The sequence below is a fragment of the Dyadobacter sp. LHD-138 genome, assembly GCF_030929615.1.
Taxonomy (GTDB): Bacteria; Bacteroidota; Bacteroidia; order Cytophagales; family Spirosomataceae; genus Dyadobacter.
On sequence record NZ_JAVFVU010000004.1, the window covers coordinates 145348 to 167219 of the forward strand.

The following is a 21872-nucleotide window of genomic DNA, read 5'->3' on the forward strand; positions in this document are numbered from 1 at the left end:
TTGGATTTGAAAGAGCCTAGCATAACCAGTAGGTATTAAAAAAAAACAAACTTGACGGTATCCCGTAGATAAAGAGCGTAGTGAGCCATTCTTTGTTCATGGCCGAAAAGAACCTTACGATCAGCGCTTACAGACTGAACCAGAACGAAATCTTCACCGCAAACGGGGTAACGTTCGGGTTGTTTTTGTAAGTGAGCCGGTGGATGGCATCAACCCGGCCGAATTTGAAAATGTTGTCAATACCGTACCCAAGTTCAAGGTAAGGTGCATTGCCAAGCTCGCTAAATGTTTGAATGGGATTTCCCTGCGCGTCTACGGTCGAAGCCAGTGACATATTGGCCTTGCTAACCTGTCCGTAAAATACCTTTCCGGTCGCCAGAAGTCTCCATTTTAATTTACGGACAGCAGGAATACGGTTCAGGATAAAACCCTCATCATTATGCTCCACACGAAGTGTTACGTAACGGTCGCTGATAAATTCGAAATATTTCATCAGGTTAAAGGCATTGTCCACATAGAACAGGGACTCATTCCCCAAAGGATTATAAAGTAGGGTATAAGGGATCGTGGACGGAATATAACCTAATGTCAGGTTGTAATAAGTACGCCCGAAAACCCCGGCTCTGAACGTTTGTTTTATATTCATTGCAAACTTATGGTACTGGAAATCCCCCTGAAGGAAATTTTTCATCCCCATGGTGTACCGGAACGTAAATGCCGGCGAATTTCCAGTTCCCATGCTGATCCGCTCATTATCATTTTGCAGGAATGTTTCATTTCTGGCGATACGGACTTCGGCATTAAGCTCGGTGATCTCATAGGTATTTCGCAACGGTGATTCTGCACCCAGTTGCGGTTTTTCGCGGTATGCAAAATCAAAAAGCGGCTTAAAATCACGGTGACGCAGCTGAACGCTGGCCGTCAGACCTTTCACCAGTTCTCTTTTAACATAGGCCGAAAAATCTTCCTGCCAGTAAGGTCTTCTGAACTGTCCAAATCGTGAAAAGGCGCCGAAAATAGTATTGGTGCCAATATTTTCAGCGGAAACGCCTAAGCGTTCCAGATCTTTAGAGTAAGAAATTCCAGCCATTGTCCAGGGCTTTCTGGAAAATATATAGTCTAGCCCGGCACCATATTTGAATTTCTCGTCACGAAAACCATAAGCACCATAACCGCTTAAAATCCATTTTTTGCTAAAACCGGGATCTGTTTTAAAACCAAGTCTCAGGCGGTTTCCTTCCACCGTATTATTGGCATACAAAAAGAGATAGGGGCCAATGTCAATGTTCCATTTATCTATTTTCTTATAGCCGTTTACAAAAATGTTGAGTATCTCCGTATAGGTTTTTACCACGGGCAATACTTTCAAAGAATCCACAAGCTGAAAACTCAGGAGTTCTGATTTGGTCAGCGACTCGGGTCGGCTTTTGAGCCAGAAAGTTGAGTCATGATCCATGTAGTCTTCTTTCAGCTCAATGGCGGTATCAAAAAATTTACTGCCTCTTGGCGTATTGATTTTGTATTTTGAGTTGGATGAGTAAAATTTAAGCAGCAATCCGGCAGTTTGTTTTGTCGGTTCGTCCACATCAATCAATACCCGTGTTTTTGTGGGAACCCAGGTTTTATCATCTTCAAAAAGGTCGTATGAGGTCTGGATCTTGATTTTTTCAATGAAATTCAGGTTGGCTTTTTTCCCAACACTGGCATCCATTTGGGTTAGTGCATAATTATTACCGTCAATCCAGAAGGAACCGCTGAATGCGAGATCCTGTTCCTGACGCGGTTCAAAATCAATCTTGTAATCATATTTCGTACCGTTCGGGATGCTGTCGGCCAGGTAATAATCGTAGTATAATTTCCAGCTATCCGAAATCGGGGAGATAAAATCCTTTTCGAGAACATTAAGCCAGTTATTGTAAAAGTTATACTGCTGAAACGAGGACCCTACAATTTGGGAGACAAAGCTGCCGTCGGTTAAGCCAACACCGGAAACTTTTGTTTTGTTAATGATTTCCTTTTTCTTCTTCGGATCTTTCTGGAAATAAACACTGGAGACCGATTCAGAAATAAAAATCGGGATGATCGTTTGCCCGTCTTCGCCTTTTACCTCGTCATATTTTTCAACAACGTGCGTCATTTTCTTTACAGCCCGACGGTTTCTGAATTTCTCAGAAAGGTTATCAATATCAATCTGGATCTTGTTATAACTTTCATATTCATAAGCCGACAGGTTTTCAGCGTTATTGGCCTTCCTGTTTTCAACAATCTTGCGCATAATGCGCCATGCGGGGTTTTCACCGGCAAATATTTTAACTTCTCTTAGCTGCAACGCACCTGGTGTAAGCTGGACGTCGATGGTTTGCTCGGCCACGTTGGGGACAATTGCCTTGCTTTTGGTTCCATAACCAACATAGGTGATCAAAATGGAGTCGGCCGGAGGCGTGAAAACGATCTGGTAAAAACCATCGAAATTGGTGGTTGCGCCGGATAGAGAGGCTTTCACTGCCACATTTGCAAAAGGTACCGGGTCACCTGTTGTGGCGTCGGTAATTCTTCCCTTGATTGTATAAGTGGTTTGTGCGAAAGATCGGGCTGATATTAATACCGCTAGAAAAACAAGTAAACATCTAATTATCTTCATATTAATATCTCGTGTGAGTAAAGTCGTTATTTTTCAATCAGGCTCCCTTTTTCTTTTTGATCTCTACATTAGACGTAATATCTGCTTTAGGTCTCAAAAAATGTACATCCAGTACTGCTTTTGGCCGGGCAAGATACTCCCGGATCAACGTCCGTATGGAATAACCGTCGGGAACGTCCTGCGCGGCAAAGGATATGGCGTTGATACCCTCATTATGCGCAATGTATAACGCTCTTGCATTGTGGAAATTTTGGGAAATAACCGTGAAATTATCCTGATTAAAAACCTCTTTACACCGTACGACCGAATCAAAGGTGCGGAACCCGGCATAATCAAGGGTCATCACATTTTCAGGAATTCCCAGATTCAGCAGGGCCCGTTGCATATCCAGCGGCTCGTTATAATATTCGGAATCATTGTTTCCGCTCAGGATAATGTATTTGATCTTACCTTCCTTGAAAAGTCGTGCCGTGGCCTCCATCCGGTATTTGAAAAAAAGATTTTCTTTTCCTTTTTCCGTATTTCGGCTGGTACCCAATACCAGTGCCACATCATTGGAAGGTAGGTTTTTAATTGAAAAATAGTTATACTGTTTGGTGCAGTAAACCACCCAGAAATTGCACAGCAAGATGAAAACCAGGCTGGCAAAAAGTAGGGCAATAACTATTTTTATCAATTTTTTCACGTGCCTCCTTAAAGTTAGCCTCTAAGTTGATGTAAATAATTCGAGGGTCTTTCAATAGCATAACAGTTTGTTCCTGTTTTTCAATACGCGCAAAGTAATGTATTTTGTTGCTGGCGTCTGAAAAAAGGTTTTAATAGAAAGTAATTTTACTTTCTATTAAAACAAACCAAGTTGTGATTTTCCGGAATCAGTACTTTTTTTTGCCTTTTTTTTCGGTTTCACAGGATCTATATTTTCTTCATCCATTGACGCGCTTTCCTCGTCAATAATATCTGCGTCGTCGGTTACATTTTCAGCGGATTCGGTGGTTTCTACGGTAACAGGTTCGTTATCCGCTCCATTATCCGTTTCAGTTCCCGGCTCTTCGCTGTCGTCAGAAATTTCTTCCACTTCTTCCGGTTTCTCCTCCTCAGGTGGTTCCGGCAGAGATTCCAGCCAGCGAATATCTTTGAATTTATCGATAGCCAGCTTGTAACCCATTGCTTTCCAGCCGCGGATATCAATTAGATCCTCCACAACAAATTCTTCATGCAGCTGATCCCTTTTTTCATTTTTAGCATGAACAATTTCAAAACGCGGACGTTTATCGGTCGATGCCAGGATCAGTTTACTATTTTTCGAATCACTGATAAAGACAAATTTCTTATCCAGTGAAGAAGTTTCAATTGTGAACCGCTTTATAAAATGCTGTTTTTGCCCTCCGTCATAATAAAGTGCCGTGATCGGAAGTTTTGAATCAAATTTCCTTACGAGCAATACTTCATTGGAAACATAATGGTTCGTCAGATCAAAATTGGTAAGCTCGTACGATCCATCTTTATAAATGACCAGAATATTGTCGGACGGGCCGAAATTACCAAGGTATTCTCCGCGTTCGTCGCGGTTCAGACGTCCGATAATCGGATCAAACCACATTTCCACGCCGCCGAGCGTTGACCGGCCGGCTTGTTTCATGGTCAGTTTTCTTACCGTATATTTTGTCAGGATGTTACCCATCGCACTTCTGTTCTTGATCAGAAGATCCGCAAAATTGAAATCAAACTGCTTCACTTTTGCCTTGCTCTGGGCGTTCAGGTTCACGGTGATAATTTCCGCTTCACCGTTTTCATTGGCTGTGAAATAAGTAATTTTCGACTTTGGCGTACCTTGTGTCAAATCATACTCACGATCCCGTGTCACAGCGGTAACCTGGAATCTTTTGATATAAGACACACCGGTTTTGCCTTCGAGATAAACGAGGTTATACACCTTGCGTTCGTCATTTTTTACAAAAACGGCGCAGTAAATAATATCTTTTCCGACAAAAACCTTATCCTGAACTTTGGTAACCAGACAGCGCCCGTCACTCCTGAAAACGATAATGTCATCAATGTCCGAGCAGTCCATTACATATTCATCCTTTTTAAGCCCTGAGCCGATAAAACCTTCGGCGCGGTTGACATAAAGTTTCTGGTTGTTGGCTGCTACGATATTGGCAGAAATTTGGTTAAATGCTCTGATTTCCGTTCTTCTTTCTCTTCCTTTTCCGTATTTTTTCAACAGATCTTTGAAGTAATCGATGGCGAAACGGGTAATGTTGGCGAGGTTATCTTCTGTTTCTGCCAGTTCCTCCTGCCATTTACGCATCAGTTCATCGGCCTTGTAACCGTCATATTTTGAAATACGTTTGATACGGATTTCAGTCAGTTCCAGAATATCATCATCATTGATCGCTCTGTAAAACTGCGGCTTGTAAGGTTCAAGTCCTTTGTCGATGGTGCGGATAACGGCCTCAAAAGTCTCACATTCCTCGATATCCCGGTAAATCCGGTTTTCGATAAATATCTTTTCAAGAGAACCGTATAGGATTTTTTCAAGCAAAGCCAGCCTTCTGATTTCCAGTTCACGTTTCAGTAAATGGACAGTCTGCTGGGTATTGTATCTCAAAATGTCGGTTACACCAACAAAATGGGGCTTGTCTTCAATAATAACGCAGGCATTCGGAGAAATCGAAACTTCACATTCCGTAAATGCGTAAAGTGCATCGATGGTAATGTCCGGCGAAACGCCCGGCGCCAGGTGAACCTGTATTTCTACGTCGGCCGCGGTATTGTCAATTACCTTTTTGATTTTGATCTTTCCGCCGTCATTGGCCTTAATGATCGAATCAATTAGCGAAGAAGTGGTGGTACCGAAAGGAATATCCCGGATCACCAGCATCTTTTTATCTTCTTCCTCAATTTTCGCCCTTACACGAACCTTTCCACTGCGGTGCCCGTCACCATAGTTAGATACGTCGATTTGCCCTCCCGTAAGGAAATCGGGGTAAATGACAACTTCTTTACCTTGCAGAATATTGATCGATGCGTCGATCAGCTCGCAAAAGTTATGCGGCAATATTTTTGTCGAAAGCCCGACCGCAATACCTTCAACACCCAGCGATAACAAAAGCGGGAACTTAACGGGAAGCGTTACCGGTTCACGTTTCCTCCCGTCATAGGACAGCTGCCACTCGGTGGTATCGTTGTTAAATACAATTTCTTTGGAAAATTTCGAAAGCCGAACCTCAATGTACCGGGCAGCCGCAGCACGGTCGCCGGTGCGCAGATCGCCCCAGTTACCCTGTGTGTCAAAAAGGAGTTCTTTTTGTCCAAGGTTAACGATGGCATCATTAATAGAGGCATCACCGTGCGGGTGATACTGCATGGTTGAACCGATGACATTGGCAACTTTGTTAAAGCGGCCGTCATCCATTTCGTTCAAAGCATGCATAATCCTGCGCTGAACAGGTTTTAAACCGTCCTCAATGGCCGGTACGGCCCGTTCCAGAATTACATAGGAGGCATAATCAAGAAACCAACTTTCGTAAAGGCCCGATACGGGTAATTGACTGTGTAATTCGCTATCTTCTACGTTAGGCGTAGCTCCGTTTTCGTCCATAAATTGAGGCGGAAACTAAGGGTTTAAATGCTGTAAAATTTTTGTAAGATCACGCTCTTATCGGTTTTCCGCACATGGATAATCGATTTTGTCAGGATTAAAATGCACGAACAACGCCGGGAGGCTGGGATGAAAATACTCGCTAATATATGAAAAAAAGAGATTGTTTCCCAGTTTCAGGCATCTGAATCCACTGCTTTCAGTACGGTCAGAAGTTCACTGATCATCATCGCCGTGGCTCCCCATATTTTATATCCGTTCACTTCATAATGCGGGGCCGTGACCGGGACACCCCGGACCTGTATTTCACTGGAACCAATGATGGATACATCCGAGATATCTTTTAACTTAATCTGAAATATATCTTCTACTTCCCTTGGATCCGGAAAAAAATCCGGGCGATAGGGCATGGCCGCAACCACTGGTAAAACGTAAAAATTGCTGGGAGGAATAAACAGCTCGGTTAAAATTCCCAATATTTTCACATCATTCAGCCGGAGACCGATTTCTTCCTGCGCTTCGCGTAAGGCCGTTCGGATCAGATTCTCATCCGTTCTCTCGTAACGACCGCCTGGAAAAGCGACTTGCCCAGAATGTACACCGTCGTACGCAGGACGGAGGATAAGCGGAAAATAAATTTCGTTCTGGTACGGATAAAACAATATCAGTACGGCACTCTTCCTGGTGCGCTCATTGGGTTTTACTGTCAATCTTAATTTTGAATTAGATTGCATAAGCTGGTGAGCGGATTCACCGGGAAGTGGATCTTTTAATTTTTCAAATAGTTCATTCGCAAAAAACGAGAAAGATCCCTGAGCCATAGAGGCAGTTGAAATTAATTTAAATCGGTGTCAATATATTTTTAACAGTATTAATCAGCTTAGAGTTTCACGGAGCCGGTTAAGGTTCCACGGAATAACCCATCCATGTGAATAGTGGTTACAAAGTTGTATTCCAGCCGATTTTCTGTGTTAACAATGTTAGTCATTATTTTTTTGTCAGCCAAATACCCGTGTCAAACCGCAGCATACAAGGCGGCGAGTTGTTCCGCGCATCGTTGTCCGTCCATCGCCGCTGACATAATTCCTCCGGCATATCCAGCCCCTTCACCGCAAGGGAAAAGTCCTTTCACGACAGGATGTTCACAGGTTTCACGTTCTCTCGGAATGCGCAATGGTGATGAGGTACGGCTTTCAACACCGATCAACTGGGCCTCGCCTGACAAGTAACCTTTCATTTTTCTGCCAAAATCAGACAAAGCGTCTCTTAGCGGAAAAGCGATATTGGGAGGGAGCACCTCATATAAATCAACCGGCGTAATGCCTGGCTGGTAAGAAGTTTCCCTTAATTGCCCTGACATTTTTTTGTTGACAAAATCGGTTGCAAGCTGGGCAGGAGCCGTTTGGGTAGCACCGGCAAAATTGCAGGCAGCCTGTTCAATTTCTTTTTGAAATTGCAATCCGGCCAAAGCACCGAATGCGCGATAAGGTTCCAGGTCAGCATCTTCCATGGAAACGACGATACCGGAATTGGCATAGGGAGAATCACGACGAGAGGGTGACATACCATTAACAACGACTTCACCGGAAGCGGTGGCTGCCGGGACAATAAATCCACCGGGACACATGCAAAACGAAAACACGCCGCGTTGCACACCGTCATATCTCGTCTGGGTTACCAAACTGTATGAGGCTGCCGGAAGATAAGGCCCCCGGTCGGTTTGGCAGTGATATTGTATCTTGTCAATCACACGCTGTGGATGCTCAATACGCACACCCATCGCGAACGATTTACTTTCTATGAGTACATTCTTATTGTCCAGGAGCTCATAAATATCCCTGGCCGAATGCCCCGTAGCGAGTATCACCCCGATACCGGTATGTTCTTTATTGTCATCGGTGATAACGCCTTTTAAGTTATTCCCTTCTAAAATCAGGTCGGTAACCTTGGTGTCAAAGTGAATTTCTCCGCCTGCCTCTAAAATGCTTTTACGCATTTCGGCCACCACCATAGGAAGTTTGTTTGTCCCGATGTGCGGATGGGTATCGATTAAAATCTGCTCATTGGCGCCATGTCCTACAAATATTTCGAGCACGCGGCGAATGTCTCCGCGCTTGTTTGAGCGGGTATAAAGTTTGCCGTCAGAATAAGTACCGGCGCCGCCTTCTCCGAAACAATAATTGGATTCAGGGTTGACGATATGATCCTTATTGATGGCTGCCAGGTCACGACGTCTGGCGCGTACATCTTTTCCCCTTTCAAAAAGGACCGGTTTTATTCCAAGCTCGATTAAACGTAAGGCCGCAAACATACCTGCCGGGCCGCAGCCAACAATAAGCGCTTGCGGACGGGTTGTTACATCGGGATAATGTAATGGCGTCTGGATCAGGGAAGGCGGTACTTCATTGATATAGACTTCGGCCTGAACGTTGACTTTGACCTGCTTTCCACGGGCATCAATGGACTGGCGTGTTTTTCTTATAAACGGCTTGTCGTCAGTACTTAAACGAAGTTTTTTATTGATATACTGACGGAAATTCTCATCATCCAGAGCGATCTCCGGCAAGAGTGTAAGTTGAAGTGTCTGTTGCATTTTTAAGAAAGGGATTTATCCTTTAACAGGGCAAAGGTAAGGAATTTTTACTTTTCGATTAATATTCAAAACCGTTTGCTGTGTTGAGCGGGGTTCCTGTGAAACAAGGTGGAACCATGTCTTCTGCCTGGGAACTGGTACTGACGCTCATTTACGTCCGTGAATAACTGGGATGAGTTTATGGTAAGTTATCACTGGAACTGACTTTATGTATTATGTTTATGAGTCAGTTCTAACTTTTTTATCATGGCCTCTATCAATCGTCGTCAGTTTTTAAGTACCGCAGTGGTGGCAAGCAGCGTGAGCGTCTTGCCCGATTTTGGTTTTTCAAGAGATATTAAAAAAACTTTTCAGATTTCCTGCAATCAATATTCCTGGATCACCTTTTACAAAAGAGACGGTCGCGACTGGTTTACGAATCTTGATGCCTCGTTAGCCGAGTTTGCTTCGACGGGTTTGAAAGCTTACGAACCGGGGCTGAACAATGCGGATGAGGCAAAAAAGCTATTACCCTTATTGGAAAAACATAATCTCGTGATGCCGTCGGTTTACGTAAACAGCGCTTTGCACGAGGCTGTTGAGGCAGAAAAATCTTTGCAGACAGTGTTGGCGATTGCTGAAACCGTACAGCAGACGAAAACAAAAATTATTGTTACAAATCCCAATCCGGTCAAGTGGGGAGGCCCTGAGAACAAGTCGGATGAACAATTGGCGGAGCAGGCTAAAAATCTCAATAAGCTCGGAGCCGAATTGAAAAAAAGAGGAATGACTCTAGCCTATCATACCCATGATGTGGAACTGCGGGCAGCGGCAAGGGAATTTCACCACATGATGCTGGGAACAGATCCGAAAAATGTTTCCCTTTGTCTGGATGTGCACTGGGTTTATCGCGGATCGGGAAATTCGCAGATCGCCCTGTTTGATATCGTAAAATTATATGGAAAACGTATCGTCGAGCTGCATTTGCGCCAGTCGAAAGGTGGTGTCTGGCAGGAAACATTTGGCGATGGTGATATTGATTACAAACGGCTCATGCATAGTTTGCAGGGAATGGGTGTCAGGCCAAATCTGGTTTTGGAACAATGTCTGGAAAAAACATCTCCTAACACTGTAAATGGCGTGGAAGCACATAAACAGGATTTGGAGGCTGCCGGTAAAATGTTCAGCGATTGGCTTAAATAGACACGGGCAAATCAAAGAGAATATTTATCAATTCTTACATAATTGGTAAGGTTTTTTCTGTGTAAAGTTGTAACTTTTGAATATCATCAATCAAAATAAACAACACGATGCTGACGACCGATTTTTTTCAAATAGAGGAATTACTGACGCCGGAACAACGCCTGATCGCGCAGGTTGTGAAGGAATTTTCTGATCTTGAAATTAAACCTATTATAGAAGAATACGCCCAAAAGGCAGAGTTTCCACAACAATTTATCAGGAAATTCGGCGAGCTGGGTGTTTTCGGTCCAACGATTCCCAAAGAATATGGTGGCGGTGGGATGGACTATATCAGTTATGGACTGATGTGTCAGGAAATTGAAAGAGGCGATTCTTCCATGCGCTCAACCGTATCGGTGCAAAGCTCGCTGGTGATGTGGCCAATATTCCAGTTTGGTTCAGAAGAACAGAAACAAAAATACCTTCCCGGATTGGGAAAAGGGGAGATATTAGGCTGTTTCGGGTTAACAGAGCCGGATCATGGCTCGGATCCCGGAGGGCTTAAAACTTATATTGCTAAAACACACGGAGGTTATATGCTGAACGGCTCGAAGATGTGGATTTCGAATGCCCCGTTTGCTGATATCGCCGTTGTCTGGGCCAGAAATGAGGATGGCCGGGTACAGGGCGTGATTGTGGAACGTGGTATGGAAGGTTTTTCAACGGCTACGATTCACGGAAAATGGTCGCTGCGGGCGAGTGCCACCGGCGAACTTCTTTTTGATAACGTACTTATTCCCAAAGAGAATATTTTGCCGGATGCCATCGGACTAAAAGCCGCATTGCAATGTCTGGATCACGCCCGTTATGGGGTGGCCTGGGGGGCCATCGGTGTTGCTTTGGATTGTTATGAAACGGCGGTCCGTTACTCGGGAGAGCGATTTCAGTTTAATAAGCCAATCAGTGCTTTCCAGCTCGTACAGAAAAAACTGGCGGAAATGCTCACGGAAATTACCAAAGCACAACTGTTGTCATGGCGGCTTGGAACGCTGATGAATGAATCCCGTGCCACGACTACGCAAATATCGATGGCCAAAAGAAACAACGTGGAAATGGCTTTGCAGGTAGCCAGAGAATCACGGCAAATATTAGGTGCGATGGGTATAACCGATTCCTATCCGATCATGCGGCATATGATGAACCTTGAATCTGTCACGACTTATGAAGGGACGCACGATATTCACCTGTTGATTTTAGGCGCAGAAATTACGGGACATCCTGCTTTTAAATAAACCCGGCTGTCTGGCTTATTTTTCGGAAAGTTCTTTTTGAAGTTCCTTGCTGGTTTGTCTGGACCCGTCCGGCGACCATCCGGGCGCTTTAAGTAAATATTTAAATTTGGTTTTCAGGTCGACAGGCTGCTCAAAATCTTTCCTGATCTCTACAAATTCGTGAAAAACCGTGTCCGTTAAACCGGCTGTTTCGGTTTGTTTTGTCAATCCGTATCGGGGCGGAATCGCAGGCATTTCTTCCTGGAAGGTGCCGAAAATTCTGTCCCAGATAATCAGGCACATACCCATGTTTTTATCCAGGTATTCGATGTTGCTGGCATGATGAACGCGGTGATGCGAAGGTGTAACGAAGATATATTCCAGCCAGCCCAGTTTTCCGACATACTCCGTGTGTACGATAATCCCGTAAATCTGCGTCAGCGAATACATGATCACGATATCAGCCGGATTAAAGCCGATCATAACCAGCGGAATAAAATAAAAAAAACGATACAATGGCTGAAAAACCGAAGAACGGAATCCGGTTGTCAGGTTGAAATGTTCGGAAGAATGGTGTGTTACGTGCACAGCCCAGAATAGCCTGCTGTGGTGATCAACATAATGCAGCGTGTAAAAAGCCAGGTCTTCCAAAAGAAACAGGGCAAGCCAGTATAAGTATGGATTTACGATCGGTTCAATCATTCTGAAATTATAAAACCAGATCAAAACCCCGATATAAGCCGCACGGAAAAGCAAATCAACACTGCCATTTAGCAGCATCAGTACCGCATTGGTCAAAGTATCTTTGATGGAATAAGAAACTCTATGTGACCGATAGGTAATGAGTATTTCAAGGGCAATCAGTGAAATGTAAAATGGGGTGGAAAGCTTTAAGAGGAGATCTTCAAATTCGTATGTACCTGGCATAATAACGTCTGCAAATATTTTACAAAGATAGGACGGTAGGGAAACTGAACGGTGTGGTTTCAGCTTTTTAAGGATATTCTAATATAAGATTTAATTGTATATGATTATGACAATTAAATAAATCAGCACCCCTATGTTATCGGCTCTTTACTTAGCTAATCAACCGGCGCAGTGCTTTTCTCAACTCTTCGTTTTTGTGCTTTTTCTGCAAAATGACCGGCGCTGCAATACGCTCTCTGCAATCAAATAAGGAGCACCGTTCACAAGTCTCATTCACATCCCGTGAGGGTATTTCCGGGTCATCAAGGAATTGTATCGTTTTACTGGTCTGATCATCCAGATAAACACCCATAGAAACACTAACGTTCAGATTAGGTGTCGTGGCAGTCGGCTGGGCGAAACTTATGATCAGATAATTGTCCTGTGTATCGATATATCGTGACCGCTGCGCTTTACAAATGGTATTGACGTAGGTTTTATTTTTGACAGATTCTGCCAGATCATCCAGAATGGTGAGCGCGATCCATCGTCTGCAATAGTGTTCATCCTTAACCGTATGCGGGTTATGCTTTCGGGAAATGTGCATTTCCTTGGTCATTTCGAACAAATTCTGTCCAGCAAAATTGTTAAACCTTGAAAAGAAGATTTGTTTGATGCCAAAATGAGTCGGTAGTACATTGCTGAGCCGGTAGCAAAACGATTCCGGTGTGGTATTAAACGCCTCAACCATCGCGACCAATTTTTCAGGCTGCCAGGTTTTTAGCGCAAAAAAATCTTTCAGCCTTGGTATCAGCAAACTACGTTTGATAATAATGGCACTGGCGAAATAGGACGCCTTAAAGTTGTTGAGCAGTTGTTCAAAAGATTCAGCTTCCACTAACGCAGTCGTGTGAAGCCGGTTTTTTAGTTTTAAATAGACATAACCGATTTCCCGGCCATAAATAAACGCACGTTGTACCGAAGAAAGGTGCACATTGACAAGCAGCCGGTTTCCCTGCGGGCGGGTGATGGTTAACGACCGGACGCTGGCAAATTCGGGGTTGACCTTTTCGTTGATGTCCTCTATTTTATAATTATACTCCGATGTTAATACATTTGCCAGGTAAGTTTCATCCAGCCGTTTCTCAACCGGAATACCTCTTTCTGACATAAACCGTTCGGCTTCTTCCTCGATATCTTCAAAACAATTGTCGTGCATTTCCTGATAAGTGCGCAGCGCGGAGAAATAAAATTTCTCCACCGACATGTTGTAATTTCTGGCAATTTCGATGAGTGTCCCTACAAAAGCGCTGATTTTTGTGGGCGCATTTGAAAGGAGTTCGAGCAAACTGGCGGGATCGATACCAAAGAGTTCGAGCGGAAGTTCCGTAAGGATATTGGAGCTCAGCAGCTCAGATATGGGTTCAAGCCGCTTGCTGAGTTTTAGCGAAACCAGCGTGTCATAATCGACTTCCATGGCACCGGCCAGCGCAATGATCTTATCGGACTTTGGATACTTTTTTCCTTTTTCAATTTCATTGATATAAGAAATCGACAAGCCTGACTTTTGGGAAAGTTCACTCAGCGACAGGCCCTTGTCCAGGCGAAGCTGTTTTAATTTCAGTCCAAAAACCAGTCGTACGTTGTCAGTATTTAAAGCCACGATAATAGGGGGTATGCTCGTTAGGGTTACTCAAAACAATCCAAAATCGAAAAGCCGATTGTTTATCTGATATATCAAACGATATAAAAATGTAAACTGCAAAATTACTTTATCTGGATCAAATCCCTAACCGACGGGCTAATTTATGCCGTTCAATACGCAAGAAGTTGTTTCCGGATCAAGAAAAAGAGGACAATTTTATCAATTGTCCTCTGTAATTTTTGTCACGATGCGGGATCAGAAGATAGCAAAACCCAGGGTTGCCTGGAACAAATTGCTTTTTCTGCCAAACTGGGCTGCCGTAGTCGCATTGTTGTAGTTAACCTTTACGATGTCGTTAAAATTGCCCTCATAACGCACGTCCAGACTCATTCTGCCAAAATCAACACCGACTCCGGCCTGGTAACCGAAAGCCAGACGGTTGTTGAATTCCGCTTTTGAATTGCTTCCTGTTACTTCGTTAAAGGAATCGCCCAGTTTTCCATTGTCCGATAACCTCAGAGAAGCCATGGGCCCTGCGTTGATTCTGAAAAATTTGGCAATGCGCACCCCAAAGAGCAGCGGTACGTCAAGATTTGAGAATCTTACATCCACCTTACCATCGTTTACCGAATTATCGAAGTCGAATTTTGCTCCCTTTTGAGAAAGTAAAAGTTCGGGCTGCAAATAGAAATCTTTTCCAAACCGGAAAAATACACCACCGGCAAACCCCAATGTACGATCAGAATTATCTTTGAAATTAAATGCATTTCCGCCCGAGCCCAATGACAGATCATTGCCGTTGATGTTGGATAAATTTGCACCGGCTTTGACACCAAACCGGAAGGCCGGATCATATTGCGCAAATGCCGAATAATTGATCCCAACCGCACAAAGCGCTATCAATACTAACTTTTTCATAAACTGTTTTTAATTTTAATTGATGATTTTACTGGTTGTTTAAAATAACTTGTAAAAAGCTGTGCCGTTGGTATAACAATAATGTTTTGTGTCCATGTGAGTATTTGTTTCCCCAGGAATTTTGCCAATTGTTAGATTTAATAAAACCGCTATATGGAAGAGTCCGTGCGGATTTTATACGCAGGGAGGCTATACAGGTCACACAATTTATTCTATGGCAAGCCGCTATGCTAATCATAATCCTTTAACAATCATCATAATCTCTACGGTTTCCAAAACTTAATATTGACAGGATTTACGGTAAAACAGGGTTGAATACAATCAAAAACGCTATTTTTGCGGGCTATTAATACCAAAGTTAATTTTAGACTAAATTGTTGATAAAGAATGAGTGAATATAGTCCTCGGGAAATAGAAAAGAAATGGCAGAATTTTTGGGAGAAAAATGAGACTTTTCAGGTAGAAAATAAGTCTGATCTTCCCAAATATTATGTTTTGGATATGTTCCCGTATCCTTCCGGGGCCGGCTTGCACGTGGGTCATCCGCTTGGATATATTGCTTCTGATATTTATTCCAGATATAAGCGCCTGAAGGGTTTTAATGTATTGCACCCGATGGGATTCGATAGTTTTGGCCTTCCGGCTGAACAATATGCGATCCAGACAGGTCAGCATCCGGCCATCACCACGGAGCAGAATATCACCCGATATATTGAACAATTGAAAAATCTGGGTTTCAGTTACGACTGGAGCCGCGAAGTACGTACGTCTGATCCGTCCTACTATAAATGGACACAGTGGATTTTTACCGAACTTTTTGAAAGCTGGTATAACAACGACACACAGAAAGCGGAAAGAATTGAAACGCTGACCGCGCAATTTGAAACCAATGGTAATCAGCAGGTCAACGCAGCCTGCGACGAAGATACGGCTGCTTTTACGGCTGAGGAATGGAATGCATGGTCAGAAGAGGAAAAATACAAGATTACGCTGAAATACAGGATTACCTATGTTGCCGATGCGACGGTAAACTGGTGCCCGGGTCTGGGATCGGTTTTGTCCAATGATGAGGTAAAGGATGGTGTTTCTGAGCGTGGTGGGTTTCCTGTTATCCAGAAATTGATGCGTCAGTGGATGATGCGTATTACGGCGTATTCACAGCGTTTGCTGGATGGTCTGGATAATGTGGACTGGACGGAATCTTTGAAAGAGCAGCAGCGTAACTGGATCGGCCGTTCGGTTGGAGCGCTTGTGACTTTCCCGGTCGCGACTTCAAAAGAGGGTGGGGCTGGTGCAGAATCGATAACAGTTTTCACCACCCGTGTGGATACCATCTACGGTGTTTCGTTTATGGTAATCGCGCCCGAGCATGAGCTTGTGGACGTGATCACAACACCTGAGCAAAGAGCGGACATTGATGCCTACATTGATTTTACGAAAAAACGGTCGGAGCGTGATCGTATGAGTGATGTGAAAACCGTTTCCGGTGCGTTTACAGGAGCTTATGCCATCAATCCGTTTAACGAGGAGAAAATTCCGGTTTATATCGCGGACTATGTTTTGGCGGGTTATGGAACGGGCGCGGTGATGGCAGTGCCGTCGGGTGACCAGCGTGACTGGAACTTTGCGAAACATTTCAATCTGCCGATTATCCCGATACTGGATTCTCAGAAAGAAACCGAGATACAGGCAGATAATACCAAGGAAGGGAAATATATTAATTCCGGAATGATCAACGGCCTGACTTTCCATGAAGCCAACAAAGTTTTGATCCAGTGGCTGGAAGAAAAAGGTGTTGGGAAAGGAAAGATCAACTACCGTCTGCGCGATGCTGTTTTCAGTCGTCAGCGTTATTGGGGTGAGCCTGTGCCTGTTTTTTATAAAAATGACAGCAGCGGTCAGCCGCTTCCTTATTTGTTGAAAGAAGAAGAATTGCCGCTTAACTTGCCGGCGATTGATAAATATTTGCCTACTGAACACGGAGAGCCGCCGCTTGGCCGTGCGGAAGGATGGGGACATGGTAGCGGAAATCCTTATGAATTGAGTACGATGCCGGGATGGGCTGGAAGCAGCTGGTACTGGTACCGTTATATGGATGCGAAAAATGAAACCGAATTTGCGTCGAAAGAATCAATCGATTACTGGCGTAGCGTCGATTTGTACATCGGTGGAACAGAGCATGCGACCGGGCACTTATTGTACAGTCGTTTCTGGAATAAGTTTTTGAAAGACCGCGGGTTTGTATCTGAGGAGGAGCCATTCAGGAAACTGATCAACCAGGGAATGATCCAGGGGCGTAGCAGTTTTGTGTATCGTGTAAAAAGCGAAGAATACAGCAAACCTGTTTTTGTCAGCGACGGCTTGAAATCTCAATACGAAGTTTCTGCTTTGCACGTGGATGTGAATATTGTTGAAAATGATATTCTTGACGTTGAGAAATTCAAGGCGACACGTCCGGATATTGCCGGTGAAAATGCCGAATTTATTCTGGAAGACGGAAAATATCATTGCGGCGTGGAAGTCGAGAAAATGTCGAAATCCAAGTTCAATGTCGTGAATCCGGATGATATTGTGACAAGATATGGTGCGGATACGCTTCGTTTGTATGAAATGTTCCTTGGACCGTTGGAGCAGGCGAAACCATGGAATACGAATGGTATTGACGGTACCTACCGTTTCATCCGTAAATTCTGGCGTTTGTTTTACAACGATCAGGGACAATGGGTTGTAAAAGACGAAGCTGCGAAACCGGAGGAACTGAAGGTATTGCACAAAACGATCAAGAAAATTGAGGAGGACATTGAAAATTTCTCTTTCAATACAGGCGTAAGTGCGTTCATGATGTGTGTAAATGAACTTGGAAGCCTGAAATGTAACAAGCGAGCTGTTTTGCAGGAACTTGTTATTTTGATCTCCCCTTATGCACCGCATTTGAGCGAAGAATTGTGGGATGCTTTGGGTAACGAAAAAGGAACGGTTTCAAAAGCGGCTTTCCCGAAATGGGAGCAGCAGTATGTGATCGACGCCGTATTCGAATATCCGGTCCAGATCAATGGAAAAGTCCGGGTGACACTTCCGTTTGCCTTGGATACAGCCCCTGCGGAGATCGAAAAAGAAGTACTCGCGAATGAGGTTGTGATCAAATGGCTGGAAGGCAATACGCCTAAAAAAGTCATCGTTGTTCCGAAACGTATAGTGAACGTAGTTATTTAAAAATAAAATAAAAAAGACCGATGCAGGCTCTGACTGCATCGGTCTTTTGTTTACCATGGAATTGGCAATTAATCCATCTTGATTGAGCGTTCAACGACCTTTTCCAACAACTGGAATTCTTTGGTTTGTTTTTCACCTTTGCTGACAATTTCCAGAGTATAGTCGCCGGCTGGAAGCTGGGTGATATCGATTTCTCTTCTCAGCTTTTTATCGTGTTTACCTGCCACTTCTCTGTAAAACACTTTTCCTTTTGAATCCTGAAAAAGTATCGCAGTGCTGGCATCGTTGTATTTGTCGATGTTCACTTTGATCTTTCCGTCTTTGGAAGCATAAATCCCGGAATTAAATCCGGTTACTTTTTTTACTTCTTTGTCTCCCGCAACAGCAGAAAATGAAATGGATGCGACTAAAACCAGGGCGCTGATGATGTTTTTGATTGAATTTTTCATGGCTAATAGATTTATAGATTTGCTATGTGTTGCGCTAAAAGAACATAACAAATGTATGGGTTATGGCAGGTACTATGCAATGCAAAGTACATGAGTGGTGCTATAGCAGAATGAATGGCAAAATCGTATGTTATTGGTATTGGATTATCTTAAAATGAAGATTAAAAAGCCCATTCTCTAACTTTCGTTAAGAACAGGCTTTGCGTGTGTAAAATGAAGTGGTAGGTAGGCTTAAATTCAGTTTGTTGATGAAGTGTTGTAAAGTTGATGAAGTGTTTAAAATGTGTGTGTGATCAATTGTTTTTTTGTATGTATAGTGCGTACAACCAGTTTTCTTTTATTTTGTATGTAGACGAGCTCTTTTAGCTGAGGTCACAAATTATTTTTATTTTTTTAAATATTTTCTTCCCACTCCAATAGTGCGGCCAGTGTCATGCCAAATACTTTGGCTATCGCGGCGGCTCTGGCTACGGTTAAGCTGGTATCGCCTGTTTCTATTTTACTGTATGCTGTTTGGCTTAAACCAATTTCCTTGGCTATTTTCTCTTGTTTAAATCCATGCAGCTGACGAAGCTTTTTTAATCGCTTTCCGAGGCCGTTTAAATTTTTGGGTTCCATAACTTACAGGATTTATTGTAAACAATGAGCGTATATATAGTGTGTATTCGGTTAGACTAGAGGTTCGTTGATAGGTCACGCTATAAGTCGTAGCAAGCGTTTATTTTTTTGATGTTCCTGCCGAATTGGGATGGTTTGGTAGGTGGTTTATTTTTTAATTAATTGTAAATCAATGTGTTATGTTGTGTTCTATTTACGGTAGAATTATTTCGAATGACGGCATGTTTTTAGTGCGACACGTTGTTACAACCAACCATTCCTATCTTTTTGTACTTTTGCTTTCCTATGACAAAAAAGAAATCACGAAGTACCATTTTAAGCAAACCTGACTATCTGAAACCGCTGCCTTTGAAAGGCTGGGCGATTATCGCAGGCATTGTGTTGGTGATTGGCGCACTCGTTTGGTGGAGCGACCGCAAGGATGAAAATAAATGGACTTATGTAAGTCAATTTGGCATTAAATTTCCGCTCAAATACGCCGTGCATGGCATAGATGTATCGCACCACAATGCTCGTATTAACTGGGATAAATTAAAAAACTCACGTACCGATGAAGTGGGTATTGACTTTGTGTACATAAAAGCTACGGAGGGTGCCACCCATCTGGACCGCCAATTTCAGAGAAACTGGCAGGAAGCCAGGCGCGTGGGCATGAAACGCGGAGCTTATCATTTCTATAACCCAAGGGTTATGTCCGACAGGCAGGTGGAAAATTTTATTGGCCAGGTTGACCTGCTTCCGGGCGATCTGCCCCCCGTGCTGGATTTGGAAACGGACGCCCGAAAACCCAATGAAATCATCGTAAAGGGTGTGAGAAACTGGCTGGTGCTCATCGAAAAGCATTATGGCGTCCGTCCGATTATTTATGTGAATGAGCACTTTTATAAAAAATATATCGCGGGAAATTTTGATGATTATCCGCTCTGGCTGGCGGGTTATTCGCGAAATCATATCGATGATCTGGCCGAAGACGCCCAGGTTCTGTTCTGGCAGTACAGCGAAAAAGGCTGGGCCGACGGAATTCGTGGGTTTGTAGACTACAATGTTTTTTTGCACGAACCCGGGGATTGGGAGCAGTTGGGGGAGTAGGTTTTGTATTGAAACAATGGTTTAGAGAATTGACTATCCGGAATGCAAATAACCAGATTTGAGGCCTGCTGTTTTTGATCTGGGGGCTTTTAGTGTGTATTTACTTGAATAAAATATTATTTTATTCCAAATTTGACTAAAAAAGAGCCCAATTACGAAGGCTTTTTTTGATTGAAGGTGCTACATTGCATTCCGAATTTTACACACACGATCTTATGAACCTGACAAAATATCTGGAACGCTTCGACCGGCTGCATCATATGATAAGGAGAAAGGCAACGGGCTCTCCTGCCGAATTAGCCGAAAAACTGAATCTTTCAGAAAGGGCAACTTTTGAATACATACGTGTTATGCGCGAGATGGGGGCGCCAATAGCCTTTTGCCCGCATAGACGTACTTATTATTATGAACGGGAAGTACAGTTTAATATGGGGTTTCTCGAATTATATAATGATGTAACCGGCTTAACTGGGAGGGGGAATGAGTAACGATTCAAATCATTTTAGAAAATTTTTGGCACTGCGGTAATAGTTCAGTGAGCGGATTTAGCTTTACGCCATCATCAAATTAATATTGTTGGCCAACGGAATCGATTGATGACTTTTACTTCATTTTACACTTTAAACTTTAAGAACGATGAATTCTTTTGATTTAGAAAAATTAGAATTAAACTCTTTGAATGATAGTGAGATTCAAGAAACCAATGGCGGTATCTGGAAAGAACTTGCACTGCTTGTTATAGCAGGATGTGTGGCCGATTGGGCTGATTTTAAGTCGGGGTTAGGAAGTGGTTTACGCGCAAATTAACAGTATTTTTTTTCACTAAAAGGAAAAATCAATATGAATATTTTGATAGATGACTTGGAAAGTTTAGCCTATGAGGAAATGGTCTCAATTGAGGGCGGTAAACTTGACCGTTCTTTTGGGGGGGATGTAGGATATGTTCTCGGGTGGTTGCTTTCTGCGATGGGTAAAGGGGCTTCTGCAATACAAGGATAATTGTATTTTTATATTGGCGGAGATATGTTTTTGATGTCGCCGCCAATATAAAAAAATAAGCTATCTTACTTCAACAGGGTTATGAAATATACCATAAGAGATATAAATTACTTTATCCTAAGTGTTAGTAATGGGGGGTTTGTAACAATTTCATTAAGTATTGAGATTGTTTCAAGATTTATATTTAATAATCTGATTTTTTTAGTACTTCAACAGGAGAATGTATTGGTAAATCCAGTTATTGAGGGGCAAAATATTTATATTAAGCTAATTATGTCTTTAATTTTAGCACCAATTATTGAGACATTTATTTTTTTCTTGCTCCCATTTAAAACATTGAAATATTTTAAATGGCAATATTTATCTTTCTCTAAATGCTTTGTTTTAATTGCTTCAATTTTATTTGCTTTTAATCATTGTTTTAATTTTGTATATTTTTTATCGTCTTGTTTTGGAGGAGTACTAATGGCTATTTTTTATTTAATTTCAGATAAGCGAGCGGAGAATTCTTATTTGAACACAACCATTCTCCATTCTCTATATAATGCATTTGTTATTTTGTTTAATTATTTCTGAACGATTTTGGCAACAACAAAGTTTAAGCAAGAGGAAAAATATATCTATTTTATATTGGGTATGATATCAGGGCCAGTTATTGTTCGTTTATACGCAATAGTGAAAACTTTTATATTGAGGTATATTGATTGATTAAGTTCTGTAAGAAATCATTGCTTTCTTACAGAATTAAAGGACTGCTGTCAACTT

At 42.7% G+C, this 21872-nt stretch carries 18 protein-coding genes; 8 read left to right on the forward strand and 10 right to left on the reverse strand.

Annotated features, from left to right (window positions below; genetic code table 11):
• Positions 1-127 precede the first annotated feature (127 nt).
• From RB622_RS03410 to RB622_RS03430, 5 genes are all read right to left on the reverse strand, one after another.
• Positions 128-2641 (reverse strand): DUF5686 family protein, encoded by a 2514-nt coding sequence (locus tag RB622_RS03410; protein ID WP_308045103.1) that lies wholly within the window; start codon positions 2639-2641, stop codon positions 128-130.
• A gap of 37 nt (positions 2642-2678) precedes the next feature.
• The gene (locus tag RB622_RS03415; protein ID WP_308045259.1) at positions 2679-3281 is read right to left on the reverse strand and encodes an ElyC/SanA/YdcF family protein; all 603 of its coding nucleotides are present in this window, start codon (positions 3279-3281) and stop codon (positions 2679-2681) included.
• A gap of 201 nt (positions 3282-3482) precedes the next feature.
• Positions 3483-6245, reverse strand: coding sequence for a DNA gyrase/topoisomerase IV subunit A (locus tag RB622_RS03420; protein ID WP_308045104.1), 2763 nt, complete (start codon positions 6243-6245; stop codon positions 3483-3485).
• Between the two features lie 176 nt (positions 6246-6421).
• Positions 6422-7066 carry a CoA pyrophosphatase gene (locus RB622_RS03425; RefSeq protein ID WP_308045105.1) on the reverse strand — a complete coding sequence of 215 codons (645 nt, stop codon included), beginning with the start codon at positions 7064-7066 and terminating at the stop codon, positions 6422-6424.
• A 194-nt stretch (positions 7067-7260) separates the two neighbouring features.
• The gene (locus RB622_RS03430; RefSeq protein WP_308045107.1) at positions 7261-8838 is read right to left on the reverse strand and encodes an FAD-dependent protein; all 1578 of its coding nucleotides are present in this window, start codon (positions 8836-8838) and stop codon (positions 7261-7263) included.
• A 246-nt stretch (positions 8839-9084) separates the two neighbouring features.
• Between RB622_RS03430 and RB622_RS03435 the strand changes: the two genes are divergently transcribed.
• Together RB622_RS03435 and RB622_RS03440 are read left to right on the forward strand one after the other, a co-directional pair.
• Positions 9085-10020, forward strand: coding sequence for a sugar phosphate isomerase/epimerase (locus tag RB622_RS03435; RefSeq protein ID WP_308045108.1), 936 nt, complete (start codon positions 9085-9087; stop codon positions 10018-10020).
• Between the two features lie 107 nt (positions 10021-10127).
• Positions 10128-11291: an acyl-CoA dehydrogenase family protein gene (locus RB622_RS03440; protein ID WP_308045110.1), complete on the forward strand. Its 1164-nt coding sequence runs from the start codon at positions 10128-10130 to the stop codon at positions 11289-11291.
• Between the two features lie 15 nt (positions 11292-11306).
• On the opposite strand, the gene RB622_RS03445 is transcribed toward RB622_RS03440, so the two are convergent.
• From RB622_RS03445 to RB622_RS03455, 3 genes are all read right to left on the reverse strand, one after another.
• The gene (locus tag RB622_RS03445) at positions 11307-12197 is read right to left on the reverse strand and encodes a sterol desaturase family protein (protein ID WP_308045111.1); all 891 of its coding nucleotides are present in this window, start codon (positions 12195-12197) and stop codon (positions 11307-11309) included.
• Positions 12198-12348: 151 nt separating this feature from the next.
• Entirely contained in the window at positions 12349-13839 is a 1491-nt protein-coding gene (locus tag RB622_RS03450) for a helix-turn-helix domain-containing protein (RefSeq protein ID WP_308045112.1), read from the reverse strand.
• Positions 13840-14076: 237 nt separating this feature from the next.
• Complete coding sequence (locus RB622_RS03455) at positions 14077-14739, reverse strand: porin family protein (protein WP_308045113.1); 663 nt, start codon at positions 14737-14739, stop codon at positions 14077-14079.
• Positions 14740-15126: 387 nt separating this feature from the next.
• Between RB622_RS03455 and leuS the strand changes: the two genes are divergently transcribed.
• The gene (leuS, locus tag RB622_RS03460) at positions 15127-17952 is read left to right on the forward strand and encodes a leucine--tRNA ligase (RefSeq protein WP_308045114.1); all 2826 of its coding nucleotides are present in this window, start codon (positions 15127-15129) and stop codon (positions 17950-17952) included.
• Positions 17953-18020: 68 nt separating this feature from the next.
• Here the strand turns inward: leuS and RB622_RS03465 are convergent, their stop codons facing one another.
• Positions 18021-18401: a hypothetical protein gene (locus RB622_RS03465; RefSeq protein WP_308045115.1), complete on the reverse strand. Its 381-nt coding sequence runs from the start codon at positions 18399-18401 to the stop codon at positions 18021-18023.
• Positions 18402-18794: 393 nt separating this feature from the next.
• Positions 18795-19019 carry a helix-turn-helix transcriptional regulator gene (locus tag RB622_RS03470; protein ID WP_308045116.1) on the reverse strand — a complete coding sequence of 75 codons (225 nt, stop codon included), beginning with the start codon at positions 19017-19019 and terminating at the stop codon, positions 18795-18797.
• A 285-nt stretch (positions 19020-19304) separates the two neighbouring features.
• Here RB622_RS03470 and RB622_RS03475 point away from each other — a divergent pair, with 285 nt between their 5' ends.
• The 5 genes from RB622_RS03475 (at position 19305) to RB622_RS03495 (ending at position 21683) form a co-directional block, all read left to right on the forward strand.
• The gene (locus RB622_RS03475; RefSeq protein ID WP_308045117.1) at positions 19305-20108 is read left to right on the forward strand and encodes a GH25 family lysozyme; all 804 of its coding nucleotides are present in this window, start codon (positions 19305-19307) and stop codon (positions 20106-20108) included.
• A gap of 215 nt (positions 20109-20323) precedes the next feature.
• Positions 20324-20596 (forward strand): HTH domain-containing protein, encoded by a 273-nt coding sequence (locus RB622_RS03480; RefSeq protein WP_308045118.1) that lies wholly within the window; start codon positions 20324-20326, stop codon positions 20594-20596.
• A gap of 148 nt (positions 20597-20744) precedes the next feature.
• Positions 20745-20915, forward strand: a complete 171-nt coding sequence (locus RB622_RS03485; RefSeq protein ID WP_308045119.1) for a hypothetical protein — start codon at positions 20745-20747, stop codon at positions 20913-20915.
• Positions 20916-20948: 33 nt separating this feature from the next.
• Complete coding sequence (locus RB622_RS03490; RefSeq protein WP_308045120.1) at positions 20949-21107, forward strand: hypothetical protein; 159 nt, start codon at positions 20949-20951, stop codon at positions 21105-21107.
• 81 nt (positions 21108-21188) lie between these two features.
• Positions 21189-21683 (forward strand): type II CAAX prenyl endopeptidase Rce1 family protein, encoded by a 495-nt coding sequence (locus RB622_RS03495; protein ID WP_308045122.1) that lies wholly within the window; start codon positions 21189-21191, stop codon positions 21681-21683.
• Positions 21684-21872 lie beyond the last annotated feature (189 nt).

Coding starts and splice junctions, on each gene's coding strand:
- RB622_RS03410 (WP_308045103.1), bottom strand. CDS start 2,641: ATGAAGATAATTAGATGTTTACTTGTTTTTCTAGCGGTATTAATATCA.
- RB622_RS03420 (WP_308045104.1), bottom strand. CDS start 6,245: ATGGACGAAAACGGAGCTACGCCTAACGTAGAAGATAGCGAATTACAC.
- RB622_RS03425 (WP_308045105.1), bottom strand. CDS start 7,066: ATGGCTCAGGGATCTTTCTCGTTTTTTGCGAATGAACTATTTGAAAAA.
- RB622_RS03430 (WP_308045107.1), bottom strand. CDS start 8,838: ATGCAACAGACACTTCAACTTACACTCTTGCCGGAGATCGCTCTGGAT.
- RB622_RS03435 (WP_308045108.1), top strand. CDS start 9,085: ATGGCCTCTATCAATCGTCGTCAGTTTTTAAGTACCGCAGTGGTGGCA.
- RB622_RS03440 (WP_308045110.1), top strand. CDS start 10,128: ATGCTGACGACCGATTTTTTTCAAATAGAGGAATTACTGACGCCGGAA.
- RB622_RS03445 (WP_308045111.1), bottom strand. CDS start 12,197: ATGCCAGGTACATACGAATTTGAAGATCTCCTCTTAAAGCTTTCCACC.
- RB622_RS03455 (WP_308045113.1), bottom strand. CDS start 14,739: ATGAAAAAGTTAGTATTGATAGCGCTTTGTGCGGTTGGGATCAATTAT.
- leuS (WP_308045114.1), top strand. CDS start 15,127: ATGAGTGAATATAGTCCTCGGGAAATAGAAAAGAAATGGCAGAATTTT.
- RB622_RS03465 (WP_308045115.1), bottom strand. CDS start 18,401: ATGAAAAATTCAATCAAAAACATCATCAGCGCCCTGGTTTTAGTCGCA.
- RB622_RS03470 (WP_308045116.1), bottom strand. CDS start 19,019: ATGGAACCCAAAAATTTAAACGGCCTCGGAAAGCGATTAAAAAAGCTT.
- RB622_RS03475 (WP_308045117.1), top strand. CDS start 19,305: ATGACAAAAAAGAAATCACGAAGTACCATTTTAAGCAAACCTGACTAT.
- RB622_RS03480 (WP_308045118.1), top strand. CDS start 20,324: ATGAACCTGACAAAATATCTGGAACGCTTCGACCGGCTGCATCATATG.
- RB622_RS03485 (WP_308045119.1), top strand. CDS start 20,745: ATGAATTCTTTTGATTTAGAAAAATTAGAATTAAACTCTTTGAATGAT.
- RB622_RS03490 (WP_308045120.1), top strand. CDS start 20,949: ATGAATATTTTGATAGATGACTTGGAAAGTTTAGCCTATGAGGAAATG.
- RB622_RS03495 (WP_308045122.1), top strand. CDS start 21,189: ATGAAATATACCATAAGAGATATAAATTACTTTATCCTAAGTGTTAGT.